Annotated in this window: 13 protein-coding genes; 8 read left to right on the forward strand and 5 right to left on the reverse strand. The window is 65.8% G+C overall.

The features are described 5' to 3' along the window. Positions 1–348 precede the first annotated feature (348 nt). From AC1DGP_RS15185 to AC1DGP_RS15220, 8 genes are all read left to right on the forward strand, one after another. The gene (locus tag AC1DGP_RS15185) at positions 349–849 is read left to right on the forward strand and encodes a Na+/H+ antiporter subunit E (RefSeq protein WP_441506413.1); all 501 of its coding nucleotides are present in this window, start codon (positions 349–351) and stop codon (positions 847–849) included. Further along, positions 842–1,132, forward strand: a complete 291-nt coding sequence (locus AC1DGP_RS15190) for a monovalent cation/H+ antiporter complex subunit F (RefSeq protein ID WP_441506414.1) — start codon at positions 842–844, stop codon at positions 1,130–1,132. The genes AC1DGP_RS15185 and AC1DGP_RS15190 overlap by 8 nt, the downstream gene beginning before the upstream one ends. Continuing rightward, positions 1,129–1,422 carry a cation:proton antiporter gene (locus AC1DGP_RS15195; RefSeq protein ID WP_441506415.1) on the forward strand — a complete coding sequence of 98 codons (294 nt, stop codon included), beginning with the start codon at positions 1,129–1,131 and terminating at the stop codon, positions 1,420–1,422. Before AC1DGP_RS15190 ends, AC1DGP_RS15195 begins: the two co-directional genes overlap by 4 nt. Further along, positions 1,419–2,351 (forward strand): hydrogenase subunit MbhD domain-containing protein, encoded by a 933-nt coding sequence (locus AC1DGP_RS15200; RefSeq protein WP_441506416.1) that lies wholly within the window; start codon positions 1,419–1,421, stop codon positions 2,349–2,351. The genes AC1DGP_RS15195 and AC1DGP_RS15200 overlap by 4 nt, the downstream gene beginning before the upstream one ends. Continuing rightward, complete coding sequence (locus AC1DGP_RS15205; protein WP_441490714.1) at positions 2,348–2,698, forward strand: NADH-quinone oxidoreductase subunit K; 351 nt, start codon at positions 2,348–2,350, stop codon at positions 2,696–2,698. Before AC1DGP_RS15200 ends, AC1DGP_RS15205 begins: the two co-directional genes overlap by 4 nt. Continuing rightward, entirely contained in the window at positions 2,695–4,230 is a 1,536-nt protein-coding gene (locus tag AC1DGP_RS15210) for a complex I subunit 5 family protein (protein ID WP_441506417.1), read from the forward strand. The genes AC1DGP_RS15205 and AC1DGP_RS15210 overlap by 4 nt, the downstream gene beginning before the upstream one ends. After that, positions 4,227–5,855 (forward strand): complex I subunit 5 family protein, encoded by a 1,629-nt coding sequence (locus AC1DGP_RS15215; RefSeq protein WP_441506418.1) that lies wholly within the window; start codon positions 4,227–4,229, stop codon positions 5,853–5,855. Before AC1DGP_RS15210 ends, AC1DGP_RS15215 begins: the two co-directional genes overlap by 4 nt. Positions 5,856–6,046: 191 nt before the next feature. Continuing rightward, on the forward strand, positions 6,047–7,858 hold the full coding sequence (locus AC1DGP_RS15220) for an SLC13 family permease (RefSeq protein WP_441506419.1): 1,812 nt from the start codon (positions 6,047–6,049) through the stop codon (positions 7,856–7,858). Between the two features lie 67 nt (positions 7,859–7,925). Here AC1DGP_RS15220 and AC1DGP_RS15225 read toward each other — a convergent pair whose 3' ends face one another. The 5 genes from AC1DGP_RS15225 to AC1DGP_RS15245 all read right to left on the reverse strand — a co-directional run bounded on the left by AC1DGP_RS15225 (position 7,926) and on the right by AC1DGP_RS15245 (position 13,120). Continuing rightward, complete coding sequence (locus AC1DGP_RS15225) at positions 7,926–9,413, reverse strand: alpha/beta hydrolase (protein ID WP_441506420.1); 1,488 nt, start codon at positions 9,411–9,413, stop codon at positions 7,926–7,928. A 51-nt stretch (positions 9,414–9,464) separates the two neighbouring features. After that, positions 9,465–10,022, reverse strand: coding sequence for an HdeD family acid-resistance protein (locus AC1DGP_RS15230; RefSeq protein WP_441490709.1), 558 nt, complete (start codon positions 10,020–10,022; stop codon positions 9,465–9,467). Between the two features lie 257 nt (positions 10,023–10,279). Further along, a complete protein-coding gene (locus AC1DGP_RS15235; RefSeq protein WP_441490708.1) occupies positions 10,280–11,095 on the reverse strand; it encodes an ABC transporter permease in 816 nt (271 codons plus the stop codon). Further along, the gene (locus AC1DGP_RS15240; protein WP_441490707.1) at positions 11,092–11,922 is read right to left on the reverse strand and encodes an ABC transporter permease; all 831 of its coding nucleotides are present in this window, start codon (positions 11,920–11,922) and stop codon (positions 11,092–11,094) included. Before AC1DGP_RS15240 ends, AC1DGP_RS15235 begins: the two co-directional genes overlap by 4 nt. Before the next feature lie 67 nt (positions 11,923–11,989). Further along, the gene (locus tag AC1DGP_RS15245) at positions 11,990–13,120 is read right to left on the reverse strand and encodes an ABC transporter substrate-binding protein (RefSeq protein WP_441504863.1); all 1,131 of its coding nucleotides are present in this window, start codon (positions 13,118–13,120) and stop codon (positions 11,990–11,992) included. Position 13,121: the final 1 nt, after the last annotated feature.

Genomic DNA, 13,121 nt, shown 5'->3' on the forward strand with positions numbered 1-13,121 from the left:
GGGCAGATGCTACTTTAAAATCAGATACTTACACAAGTTGTAACGTGATTTCAATAGAATTGAACGCGCCAATTCAATGCACGAAAGACAAAACTTCAGCGATATTTCGGGAATCATCCGCCAAAATCAGCGTTGGCGAGGCCTTGGTTGCTGTGACCTTATATTACATGAGCCACTGTCGCTCCGGAAAATGAAACCGCCATCTTCGATACTCGTCTTATCTAAGCTTCAAATCGGCCAAAATACTTGCGCACGAGCATCGTCTCGAGGCCGCGACCGGCATGCGATCATCGGGCTGCCGGCCCCGCCCACCCCTGGCTCGCGCCAGCCGGCCAAAGGGGCATGGTCATGACCACCGAAGCCAGGGCGCCGCCCCTTGCCATGCTCACGCGCAGTCTCGGCTTTCTCGCGCTATGGCTGATCCTGATGGGCCCCGCCCTGAAGGATCTGCCCATCGGCCTGATCGCCGCAGCCGCAGCGACCTGGACGAGCACGGCGCTTTGGCCGGAAAGCGGAAAACTGTCCACGCCCGGCCTCTTGCGCTTCCTGATCCGCTTCATACCGCAATCAGCCGTGGCCGGCGTCGATGTCGCGCGCCGCGCCTTTGCCCCACAGCCGGCCCTGTCGCCAGGCTTTGTCACTTATCGCACCGTGCTGCCGCCCGGCATGGCCCGCAGCGCCTCATGTGCGGTCATGAGCCTCCAGCCCGGCAAGCTGCCCGTCGCGGCGGATGCGGATGGCACGCTTCATATCCATTGCCTCGATCTGCGCGAACCGGTGGCGGAACAGATCGCCGCTGATGAAGCAGCCTTCTGCGGCACTCTGGAGAACGGGGGCGATCATGGCTGACCTCTTCACGGGAGCAGCGCTCTTCATCCTGACCGTCACGGCGCTTGGACTGTTTAAGGTGCTGCGCTCCGACATACCCGTCGAACGCATGATGGCAGTTCAGTTGCTGGGCACGGGGGGCGCTGCCGCCGTGCTGCTGCTTGGCGCCGCTTCGCGTTCCGCCGCCATGACGGATGTCGCCTTGCTGCTGATGCTCCTGGCCGCCGTCTCCTGTGCTGCCTTCACCTTCGGGCAGTCCGGCCTCGGCGCCGACGCATCCGAACAGACGGAGGACGAGGCGTGACGGCGCTCGTCAATACCTTCACGCTCATAGCCGTCGGCGGCGGCGCTCTTCTGTTTCTCGCCGGTACGCTCGGCCTGCTGCGCTTCCCCGACACGCTCAGCCGCCTTCACGCGTTGAGCAAAGCCGACAATCTGGGGCTCGGGTTGATCGTGCTTGGGCTCCTGCCGCAGGCCGAGAGCTTCGCGGGCGGCCTGAAGCTGGTCTGCGTCTGGCTGCTGGCCCAGATCTCGGCCGCAACGGCGAGCCAGTTGATCGCCGGGGTGCTCTATCGGCGCAAGCCCCGCCCATGACCATGCTTCTCGATCTCGCGCTCGTCGCGTGGCTTCTCGCGCTGGCCGTCCATGTCGCCAGGGCCAGGGATGATCAGGGTGCGATCATCGCCTTCATTGCCTTCGGTCTGCTGCTTGGACTGGGCTGGACGCGGCTCTCGGCGATCGACGTTGCCATGACCGAGGTGGCGATCGGCGGCGGGGTCACCGGCATGCTTCTGCTTCGGGCCGAAGCCCGGCTGCGCAAGCGCTCATCCCGCCCCCCAGCCCCCAACAGAACCGCCAAGGCAGGCGCCGCGATCGCCTGCACGCTCGCGGCGGCTGGCCTCGCACTCGCCGTGCTTTCCTTCCCCTCGCCCGCCCCGACACTCGCACCTGCCGCTGCCGCGGCGCTGGACGCGACCGGCCTCGGCAATCCCGTGACGGCCGTCCTGCTGGCTTACCGGGCGTTGGATACACTGCTTGAGAAGGTCGTTCTGCTGCTCGCCCTCCTGGGGGTGTGGTCGCTGGCGCCCGATCAGCTCTGGGGTGGTGCACCAGAGGTGAGGCAAGCGCTTGCGCCGCCGCCCTTTGTCTACCTCGCCCGCGTATTGCCCCCCTTTGGCGTGCTGATCGCCGTCTATATGTGCTGGGTGGGGGCCGACGCGCCGGGCGGGACGTTCCAGGCTGGCACCGTGCTTGCCGCGATGTGGCTGCTCGTCATGTTGGCCGGCCTGCGTCCCGCACCGGAAACGAGGCGGACGACGCTGCGACTTCTGCTTGTCGGGGGGCCGGCCCTGTTCTTCGCGATCGGCTTCCTCGGCTTTGCGATCGCAGGCGGCTTCCTCGCCTATCCGGAGGGTGCGGCCAAACCCATCATCGTCGGCATCGAGGCAGCGCTGACGATATCGATCGCCCTGACGCTCGGCCTGCTCGTGGCCGGCCCCTCCAGCAGGGCACCGGCCCCATGAGCCTCGCATCCCTCGGCCCTGCCACATTGTTTGGCCTGTGCGGCGCGGCGCTGGCCGGAATCGGCCTGTTCATCGTGATCACCCATGCCGGCCTCCTGCGCAGGATCGTCGGGTTCAACATTCTCGGCGCGGGCATCTTCCTGGTCTTTGGCGCGGCGGCACGGCGCGGAGCAGCCGCCGGATTTTCCGGCGACCCGGTTCCGCAGGCCATGGTGATCACTGGCATCGTCGTCGCATTCTCGGCGACCGCCCTTGCCGTCGCGCTGCTCCAGCGCCTGTTCGATCTCACCGGCCGCGAAAGCCTGGACGCGCCAGCCGCCGGCGACAAGCAGCGGGCCGAGCCATGACCCCTCTCGCGCCCGCCTCCGTTCACCTTGCCACTCCCGGCGGCTATCTGCTGGTCCTTGCCGTGACCTTGCCCGTCCTCGGCGTGCTGGCCATGCTGATCCTCGCCCCGCGCCATGCCAGGCAGGTCGCGCTTGTCACCGTCGCCGCCGGTCTCGTCACCGCGATCGCTATCGTGGCCGAGTTGATCCGGACCGGCAGCGCGCTCACCTATGTCGTTGGCGGCTGGCAACCGCCGCTTGGAATCGCACTGCGCGCCGACGGGCTTTCCGCGACGATGATCGCGATGACGGCGGTGGTGCTCACGGCAACATGCCTGTTTGCGCGGGACCTCTATGCGCTGGCCCCGAAGACGCAGGACGGGAGGGCGCCGACGACCTTCTGGGGCTTGCTGCTGGCAACCTGGAGCGCGCTGAACGCGGTCTTCGTCGGCGAGGACCTGTTCAACCTCTATGTCGCCCTCGAGTTGCTGACATTCGCCGCAGTCCCGCTGGTCTGCCTCGATGGCCGCGCCGAGACCGTCGCCGCAGCGTTGCGCTACCTGATGTTCGCGCTGCTCGGGTCCCTGCTCTACCTGCTCGGCACCGGGCTGCTCTATGGCAGTTACGGAACGCTCGATATCCAGATGCTGTCGCGCCTGAGTGAAGGCGGGCCGGCCCTCTCGGTGGCACTTGCCCTGATGATCGTAGGGCTTCTCGCCAAAGCTGCCCTGTTTCCGCTGCATCTCTGGTTGCCCCCGGCCCATGCCGGCGCACCCGCAGCCGCGAGCGCGGTGCTCTCGGCTCTCGTCATCAAGGCGCCGGTCTTCCTGATCCTGCGTCTCGTGCTCGACATCGCCCCCCCGCAGGCAGCGATCCTGGCCGGTCAGATCCTGGCGGTTCTCGGCGCGTCCTCGATCCTGTTCTGCAGCGTCATGGCGCTTCGGCAGGCGCGGCTGAAGCTGATGATCGCCTATTCGACCGTGGCGCAGATCGGCTATCTCTTCATCGTCTTCCCGCTCGCAGCCGGAAATGAGGCGCAAGCTCCCTGGGAAACCATCGCCTGGACCGGAGGTGTCCTCCAGCTGGTTTCTCACGCGTTCGCCAAGGCCGCGATGTTCCTTGCGGCCGGCGTCATCGCCGAGGCCTTTGGCCATGACCGGATCGCCGATCTCGGCGGGTTCGGCCGCGTACTCCCGATCAGCGCGGCGGCCTTCGGCCTCGCCGGCCTGTCCCTGATGGGGATTCCACCGAGCGGAGGCTTCATTGCGAAGTGCCTCTTGCTGACGGCCGCGGTGCTGAACGGCCACCCATGGCTTGCCGCCACCATTCTGGCCGGAGGCCTGCTTGCAGCGGGCTATGTCTTTCGCGTCGTCGACCGCGCCCTGGCAACACCGGCCATCGCGCTCGTCGCACAGAAACCGATACCGCGGCGCCTCGAGCTCGTGGCCCTTGTTCTGGCGGTGGCGGCCGTGCTGCTTGGTTTCGTACCGCTCGAGCCCTTCGGCTTCCTGCAGCTGGGGCGCTCCGGTGTCATCGCAACGGTGGCGCCATGAACGCTTCCGGCCTGCTCCTTGCCTCTTCGTTGCTCCTCCCGCTCGCAATGGCGGCCTGCTGCATCTTCGGGCGCTTCCGGACCCGTGCGCTGTCGCTGCTTGCTGTCGCGCCCCTGCCAGGCCTGCTCGCGGCGCTTCTGGTGCCGGACGGAACCTCGGTCTTCTTCCCGCCGCCATTCCGGATGTCGCTCCTCCTCGATCGGCCGGGTGCAATCCTGCTCGGCGGCGCCGCCCTGCTCTGGAGCGCAGCGGGCGCCTTCGCGTCCTCCTACATGGGCCGCGAGCCGGCCGCTGCCCGCTTCGCCGTCTGGTGGCTGCTGACGCTGACAGGCAGCCTCGGCCTCTTCATCGTGGGCGATATCGCGAATTTCTACCTGCTCTTCACGCTGGCGAGCCTCGCCGCCTATGGGCTGATCGTGCATGAGCAGACCGCACGCGCTCACAGAGCCGGCGTCGTCTATGTCGTGCTGGCACTGCTCGCAGAGGCGTTTCTGCTGCTGGCCTTCGTGATGCTCGCGGCCGGCCACCCCGACGCCAATCCTGCGATCCGGGACGTGGTCGCATCCCTGCCAACATCCCCGATGCGCGACAGCATCGTTGCCCTGCTCATCCTCGGCTTTGCCTTGAAGATGGGCCTCGTGCCGTTGCATGTCTGGCTGCCGCTCGCCCACCCCGCCGCGCCGATGCCCGCTTCCGCCGTGCTCAGCGGGGTGGTCGTCAAGGCGGGCGTGATCGGCTTGATCCGCTTTTTGCCCTTCGAGGCCGGCCTGCCATTCTGGGGCAACGTGCTGATCGCGGCCGGCATCGTCACCGCGTATTTCGGCGTCATCGTCGGTGTGACCCAGACCCGCGCCAAGACCATCCTGGCCTATTCCACGGTCAGCCAGATGGGTCTGCTCGCCGTCCTTCTCGGTGTCGGGCTCGAGAATGCCGATACCGGGGCGACGAGCCTCGTTGCCTACTACGCGGTGCATCATACGCTGGTGAAGGGGGCCCTCTTCCTGGCGGTCGGCATTCTGGCTGCGACCGGGCAGGCACGGTTGCGTCCCGTCCTGCTGCTCACCGCCCTCCTGGCGCTCAGCCTCGGCGGCATGCCCCTGACCAGTGGCGCCCTTGCCAAACTCGCGACCAAGCCGATGCTGGGCTATGGCTATGTCAGCCACGCGATGGCGCTGGCCGGCGCTTGCAGTACGCTGCTGATGCTGCATTTCCTGTCGATCGTGGCGCGCGACGCACGGGAGAACTCCCCGTCCTCCGCTCCTCCCGGACAGCTCCTCCCCTGGCTCATCGTCGCGGCCGCCTCGCTGGTGATCCCATGGTCGCTCTATCCCGCAATTGCGGGCGAAGGCATCGCCAGCCTGCTGCAGCCCGACGCGCTCTGGAAGGTGGCCTGGCCCATGCTGCTGGGCGCGCTTGCCATGCTGCTGGTTCGTCGCATCACGGCATTGCCTGGCTCCATCCCCGAGGGTGACATCGTCGTGCTGGCAAAGGCCGGTACCTCCGTCATTCAGCGCCTCGCTGCCGGCATCGAGCAGGTGGACGCCCTGCTGCGCCGCTGGTCGGTGGCCGGGCTGTCGCTCATCCTCGTTGCCGTTCTGCTGGGAGCGCTGATGTATCGAGCCTGAACGCGAGCGGGTCTGTGCTCCCTGGCTCCCTGGCTCTCTGGCTCTCTGGCGCCCCGGCCATGGTCGGATACAGTACCCGCATCCGCCCTTCTGCAGCGGAGCACATGACCCCGCTTCGGTGAACGACCAGGACAGCGGAGGCCTCGTGCCGTGGCCGCTTTGACACGCATCATCACAGGACTGGACCAGACTTGAGCCCGATCGAGAGTACCGCCGTCGTCACCGTGATCACGATTGCCCTGTTCGCCTGGAACAGGCTGCCGGTCATCGTCGTGGCCATTGGAGCAGCGCTTTCGCTCTGGGCGACCGGTGCCGTCACGCTCGAACAGGCTCTCGCCGGATTTGGCGATCGCGCGGTGCTGTTCATCGCCAGTCTCTTCATCGTCAGTGCCGCGCTCGAGAAGACGGGCGTGACCGCCTGGGCCGGACAGCTCCTGATCGCCAAGGCGGGCGAGAACAGGCGGACCCGCCTGCTGATCATCATCATGACGGCCGTCGGCTGCCTGAGCGCCCTGATCAGCGGCGGCGGCGCGGTGGCAGCCCTGATGCCGGTCGTGGTGATGGCCGCGATCCGGCTGCGGCAATCCCCGTCGCAGCTCCTGATGCCGCTGGCCTTTGCGGCCCATGCCGGCTCGAACCTGCTGCTCACCGGTGCCCCGAAGAACATCCTGGTCTCGGAAGCGCTGGAAGATGCCGGGTTGCAGGGCTTCGCCTTTGCCGAGTTCGCTCTCGTCGGCATTCCCCTGCTCGCCGGCACGATGGCGATCATCCTGCTGCTCGGGAAGCGCCTGTTGCCCGAGCAGAGCAGCGCGCGCTTGCCCGCCGACTTCAGCCGCCACGCCCAGACGCTGGTCGAGCACTACGGACTGAGCGACGGCGTCTTCCGGCTGCGCGTGCGCGCCACCTCGTCCTATATCGGGAGTGCGCCCGCAGCCCTGGACTTCGCCGGCGATCAGCGTCTCACCTTGATGGCCGTTCAGGCCGGAGATTCCGGCACGCCATTGCGCGCGCCGGCGATCTCGGAGGGCGACTACCTGCTGGTGAAGGGCGATGCGGCAGCCGTCGCCGATCTCGCAGCGGAGAAGCACCTCGCCTTGCGCGAGGACCGAGGGGACGACGAGGCCGGGCCGAGCCTGTTCAACCGCCGCTCCGGCCTCGCGGAAGTCGTTATCCCGCCGCGCTCGGCCCTGATCGGGCGCGCGATGTTCCCGGGCATGATCACCGATAGCGGCGATCTCGTGGTGCTCGCGGTGCAGCGGGCCGGCGTCGATCTCGAACCCGACGATGCTCTCCAGGCTGGCGATACGATCCTGCTGGAAGGCAGCTGGAAAGCACTCGACCTGCAGCTCACGGACCCCGACATCCTGGTCGTCAACTCGCCCGATCTCGTCAGGCGCCAGGCGGTGCCGATGGGCGCCGGAGCCGGCGTCGCCGTCGCAGTGCTGGCCTGCCTCGTCGTGCTGCTCGCCACGGGCATCGTCCCGCCGGCGGTGGCCGGGCTCGTCTCGGCCTGCCTGCTGATCCTCACAGGCATCGTCACGGTCGAGCAATCCTATCGCGCCATCAACTGGACGACGGTGATCCTCGTCGGTGCGATGATGCCGCTTTCCACCGCCATGGTGCAGTCGGGCGCGGCACAGCTCGTGGCCAATTACCTCGTTGCGCTCACCGGCGATGCCGGACCGATCGTCTTTCTCGCGGGCCTTTTCGTGCTGACCGCAAGCCTCGGCCAGATCATGAGCAATACGGCCACCACGATGCTGGTCATCCCCATTGCCATGGCGGCGGCCACCGGCATGGGGGTTTCGCCCCGCCCGATCCTGATGAGCCTGTGTATCGCCGGTGCAGCGTCCTTCATGACGCCGATCGCGACCTCGACGAACATGATGGTGATGGGCCCCGGCGGCTACAGCTTCAATAGCTACTGGAAGCTCGGGACGCCGCTGATGATCTGGTTCTTCATCATGGCGGTGTTCTACGTACCGCTAATCTGGCGGTTCTGAACTCCGGCGGTCCGGACTCGAACCGCCGCCCATGATCCAATCGGCGCGGAACCGGCTCCGCCGCCGCCTATCGCGTGGCGGGTACGGCAGGAGATGCGGACGCCGCGCCACGCAGCGGTTCGTCGATCCGGTCGATCAGATAGGGAAAGAAAGGGTTCGACGACATGCGCAGCAGCGAATCCAGATTCACGATCAGGGTGCCGCGCTCACCGCGGGCGGCGACCGCCCCGAGCTTGATGCCGAAATCCTCCGCCGGATCGGGCTTGAGGCCGTAGAGGCCATCGGTGACCGGGAATGGCAGGGCGACATGCGACAGTGAAAACACGTCGAAGGGATAGGACAGCCCGAGGTCTCGCACGGTCTCGGCCGATGCGCCGGCCTCGGTCACCCGTTCGACGACATCGCTGGAATCCTCGCTGGCATTGGTGATGATCGACACCCGGAAATTCCGCGGCGGTGCCGGCAGCATGCGGCTCAACAGCGTGTCGGAGGCCGAACTCAGCAGCGGCCCGAACTTGGTCGAACGGTTCAGGTCGAACAGGACGAGCTCGCTGCCATTCGCCGGCAGATGGGCATAGAGCGAGGTGATGATCGCCCGCGTGCTCACGGTGAAATCCATCACCGACTGGAAGCTGATGAGCGGCGCCAGGTCCTTCAACCGGTTTTCCCGCGCCAGCCGCAGGATCTTCTGCTGCAGGGCGCTGGTCAGCAGATGCGACTGGCGCGCGCCGTTGACCGGGAAGGAATTGTACTTGAACGGGTTGAACTCGGGCAGGACGCTGAGCCAGGCCGCCTTGGCGAAAGCCGGCAGGATGGCCGGCAGGCCGGCAAGCCCGGCGAAGCGTGCGAAGGCCGTGATCCCAATCATCGGCGAGATCAGGACAAGGCGGTCCGGCCGCGCCAGTTCCTTGTTCTCGAGCGCTTCGAGCGCATACATCAGCGCAAGTGCGCCGCCATTCGAGAACCCGACGAGATGCAGTGGCGCGGCGGGCTCGACCCGCTTTCTCGCCTCCCTGACCGCGAGGCGCGTCGCAGCCAACCAATCCTCCCATTCGATCTCGGTCAGCCCGGCCGGCACTGTGCCGTGTCCTGGCAGACGGATCGCGATGGCGACGAAACCACGGTCACGATATTGCCGTGCGACGTGGCGCAGGCTGTAGGGCGAATCCGTCAGCCCGTGCAGGAACACGGCCACGCCGACCGGCTTGCCCTCCGGCTCCATGACATAGGAGCGGTTCCAATCCTGCTTGAAATGCTCGGGATGAATCGCGCTGCCGTCGAAATAGCGATTGACCGGAACACGCTCCTCAGGGGCGAGCTTTTGCGTGACCTCCGCCCGCACGCCCGCGAAAGCTGCCGCCTCCGCCTTGAGATAGTCGTCCCAGCTGCCGCGATCGAGCTCCTTGATCGAGAGTTCATGCGGCACATAAATGTGCCAGGGTTCAAGCGGCGCGCCGCGCTGGGTGTCGTAGATGCGCAGTCCGAGCAGGGACAGCGCGACGATCGCGAGGACGGCGCCCCCGCGTTTCAGCGTCTTGCCGATGAAACCGCGCATGCCTGGAACCTTCGAGAATCTGCTCTGCCGATGATACGCCGGACCGGGAGGTCAGGCAGCAGCCTTCCGGGCGGCGAGCGCGATCGCGATATAAGCCCAGCCGGCGAAGAGCAGCGAGACGCCCACCAGCGTGCCGGGCGCATAGATGCCGCCATAGGGGAGCCGCATCGCCAGCGCGACGCCAACGACGATCGTGATGATGCTGGACAGGAACATCCAGCCCACGCCGCTCTGCGCCCGCATCTTGATGGCAAGCCCGAGCTGGGCGAGGCCTTCCGCGATCAAGACAAGGGCAATCACCAAGGTGATGGCAATCGCCCCCTTCATCGGGTTGAAATACACCAGAATGCCGCCCAACAACTCGATCATCCCGACCAGCAACTGCCAGACGAAGCCACTCCACTCCTTGACCATGAAGGACTGGACCACCTTGAATGCGCCAGCGACAGCCAGGATCAGGCCAAGGAACAAAGTCACCGCCATGGTCGAGATGGCAGGGCTTGCAATCGCGATGATCCCGCAAATGACCAGGGCGATCCCGAGTGCGATGATCTTGCCTGACATCAGCCGAACGAGGCTGTGATCGGACCTGCTTGAATTCTGGGCCATGAGTTGCGCAATCCGTCGCTGTAGAAGCAAGCGATGGCCTTGCCGCCGAGGCCGCCCGCCGCACCGGCAGACAGTCGCAATCGGGCAATGCCGTCATGAGCAGTTATGCCGCGCCTGGTCTCGGGACGGATCAGCAGGGAATCCCAAAGCTAGTCAGGGAATCCCGTTTTCATGGATTTTGGCGGGCAGCGGCCCGGGTGTGCCGGCGCAATGACGCGACGGACGCCCGGACCGCGATCAGGCGCGGATCGGAGGCCTCACGCACCGACCTTCGCCAGGACGTCGGCGCGCAGGAAGCGCTCGATGAACAGCATGAACAGCACGGACGGGACGAGCAGGATCAAAGCCGTGATCGACGCGACCTGGTAGTTGCCGCCCATCGCCGCGTTGTAGAGCAGCAGCGGCAATGTCGTGACCTGCGGCACACCGACGAAGAAGGTGCCGGTGAATTCGTCGAGCGATTCCAGGAACACGAAGATGCCGCTGGCGATGATGCCAGGCGCAGCCAACGGCAATGTCACGGTGGCGAAGGTACGCAGGGGTGACGCGCCAATATTGCGGGCGGCGAGCTCCAGGTCCTTGTCGACTGCGGCAAAGGCCGCCGCCGCGATCCAGACGGAATAGACGAGGCCGTGAGCGGCATGGACGAGGACCACGGCAAAGACCGTGCCGTTGATGCCGATCTGGTAGAAGACGCGCGCGACGTTGATGTAGATCGCGACGGACGGGAATGCCTGCGGCAGCAGGAACATCACCATGAACAGCGCGCGCACCGGCAGCTTCAGCCGCGCCAGCGCATAGCCGGCCGGGATCGAGAGCGCGAGCGCGACAATGACCGTCAGCACCGCGATCCATACGCTGGTACCGAGCGAGGCCATGGCGTCGCCGGTCGGGCGGAAAACCTGCTCCCAATAGCGGGTGCCATAGGTCACCGGCAGCTTGTAGGGCGTGTACCAGCGCTCGGCGACGGACCACAGCGCAAGGTTCGCAAGCGGACCGATGAGGACGAAGGCGAAAGCGGTGAGAAGGGCGGCAGCCAGCGCCGCCTTCGCCGTGGAGGCAAGCCGGATCATGGTGCGGCCTCCTTCGACATGCCGCGTTTCAGGTAGAGGATCGCGGCACCGGCACTGATCAGATAGGTGATTACGCCGAGCGCATTGGCAGTGGCGTAGTCGCCATAGGCGTTGATGCGGAAGGCCATGTCGACGGTCAGCATGGTCGGCTGCGAACCCGACACCATCATCGGCACCGAGAGCACAGAGAGCATCGTCACGAAGGACAGGACCAGCGCGACGAGGAGCGTCGGCATCACCTGCGGCAGCGCCAGCTCCACCAGCACCCGCAGGCGCGAAGCGCCGAGATTGCGGCCGGCTTCGAGCGTCGCCCGGTCGATCGACGCCAATGCGCCGGCCAGCAGCAGGGCCACGAACGGCGTCTGCTTCCACACGAAGGTCGCGATGATACCGCGCCAGTCGAGAAAGCTGGTCGCGCTCAATGGGTCCATCAGGCCAAGCGAGACGAAGGTGTTGTTCATCAGCCCGTTCTTGGCGAGGAAGGTCCGCATGCACTGCGCCGCGACGATGAAGGGGATGAAGAGCGGCCAGCGATAGAGCGCCTTCAGCGTGCCCACGACCCATCTGTTTTCGCCGAGCGTCAGCGTTCCCGCGATAGCGATCGCAGCCAGTGCCGTCAGCAGGCAGGAGGACAGCACGATGATCACCGTGAAGACGATATCGCCGGAGTAAAGCTCAAACGCCTTGGCGAACCATTCCAGCGTCAGCGAGCCGTCCGGGCGCGTGAAGGCCGAGACCAGCGAAAAGCCGAGCGGATAGAGAAACAGAGCCGCGACGAGGAGCAGGCCCGGCGCGATCAGGATCAGCGCCAGCTGGCGTTGGGACATGGGCAGATATGCCGATCGAGAGGAGAGGTGGCCCGACTTGCGTCGGGCCAGGAGGTGGTGGAACGTCTCAGTTCGCGACCTTCTTCTCGTAACCTTCGAGAATGTCGTTGAAATAGGGCGCGATCGGGAACGCCTTGGCGTTCTTGGACAGGTCCGTCGGGGTGATGTCGGTGAAGAGCTTGTTCCAGGCAGCCTGGTCGAGCTTGCCTTCAAGGTTCTTGGCATCGATGCCCGGATACCAGTTGAACTTCTTCACGATGCCGTCCGCCTGCACCTGCGGGCTGGTCGCGAGCGCGATGAACTCCTCGGCGAGCTTCCGGTGCGCGGTCTTCTCCGGCACGGCGTAGTACATCGGCTGGCCCGGCATGCCGGGGGCCGCGAGCTTCAGCTTCATGTTCGGCGGCAGCTTGCCGTCAGCCTGCCAGGAATAGAACATGTCGACCCAGACCGGCCCGATGGCGATCTCGCCGCGGTTCAGCATGTCGAGTGTGCCGGCATTGCCGGGGGTGATCACGACGCTCTTGTTGAAGTCCTTCAGGTCGGCAAGCGCGCCATCCCAGGTTGCCTTCACCGCCGGATCGTACGGTCCCTTGATCAGCTTGTCGGCGTCGCCGCCGAAGGCGTAGACCCAGCCCGCCACGAAGGCGACGCCGGACATGCCGCCCTTGATGCCGTTATAGCCGAACTGCTTGGGGTTCTTCTTGGCCCAGTCCTTCAGCTCCGCATAGGTCGCCGGAGGCGATTTCAGCATGTCGGCATTGTAGGCGAGCGCGGTCTGCGACTGGAACATCGGGATCACGAAGCCGGAAACGTCGGCGCCKAGCGAGTTCTTCGCGGTCTCGCTGGAGACGAGCTTCGCGGTGTCGACCTTGTCGGTATACTTGGCGAGGAGGCCTTCCTTCACCATCGTGCCGGCGGCCTTCTGATGGATGACGACGACATCGAAATCCGAAGCGCCGGCGCTCTTCTGGGCGTCGAGCTTCTCGAAGATCTTCTGCGATCCGGAGTCGCCGGCGCCGGTTCCGACGGAGACGACCTTCACGCCGGGATGCGACTTCTCGAACATCGGTCCGAGATAGTCCTTTACGTAGTCGACCATGTTCTGGTCGCCGGCGGTGGCGACGTTCAAGGTCTGAGCGGACAGCGGCATCGCCACCATCAGCGCTGCAATCGAGCAGGCAACTGTAAGAATGCGCATG

The organism is Allobosea sp. 05T433 (assembly GCF_056396065.1).

Bases quoted from the DNA above. Each gene is read 5' to 3' on its own strand.
- AC1DGP_RS15185 (WP_441506413.1), top strand. From the start codon at position 349: ATGACCACCGAAGCCAGGGCGCCGCCCCTTGCCATGCTCACGCGCAGT.
- AC1DGP_RS15190 (WP_441506414.1), top strand. From the start codon at position 842: ATGGCTGACCTCTTCACGGGAGCAGCGCTCTTCATCCTGACCGTCACG.
- AC1DGP_RS15200 (WP_441506416.1), top strand. From the start codon at position 1,419: ATGACCATGCTTCTCGATCTCGCGCTCGTCGCGTGGCTTCTCGCGCTG.
- AC1DGP_RS15205 (WP_441490714.1), top strand. From the start codon at position 2,348: ATGAGCCTCGCATCCCTCGGCCCTGCCACATTGTTTGGCCTGTGCGGC.
- AC1DGP_RS15210 (WP_441506417.1), top strand. From the start codon at position 2,695: ATGACCCCTCTCGCGCCCGCCTCCGTTCACCTTGCCACTCCCGGCGGC.
- AC1DGP_RS15215 (WP_441506418.1), top strand. From the start codon at position 4,227: ATGAACGCTTCCGGCCTGCTCCTTGCCTCTTCGTTGCTCCTCCCGCTC.
- AC1DGP_RS15225 (WP_441506420.1), bottom strand. From the start codon at position 9,413: ATGCGCGGTTTCATCGGCAAGACGCTGAAACGCGGGGGCGCCGTCCTC.
- AC1DGP_RS15230 (WP_441490709.1), bottom strand. From the start codon at position 10,022: ATGGCCCAGAATTCAAGCAGGTCCGATCACAGCCTCGTTCGGCTGATG.
- AC1DGP_RS15235 (WP_441490708.1), bottom strand. From the start codon at position 11,095: ATGATCCGGCTTGCCTCCACGGCGAAGGCGGCGCTGGCTGCCGCCCTT.
- AC1DGP_RS15240 (WP_441490707.1), bottom strand. From the start codon at position 11,922: ATGTCCCAACGCCAGCTGGCGCTGATCCTGATCGCGCCGGGCCTGCTC.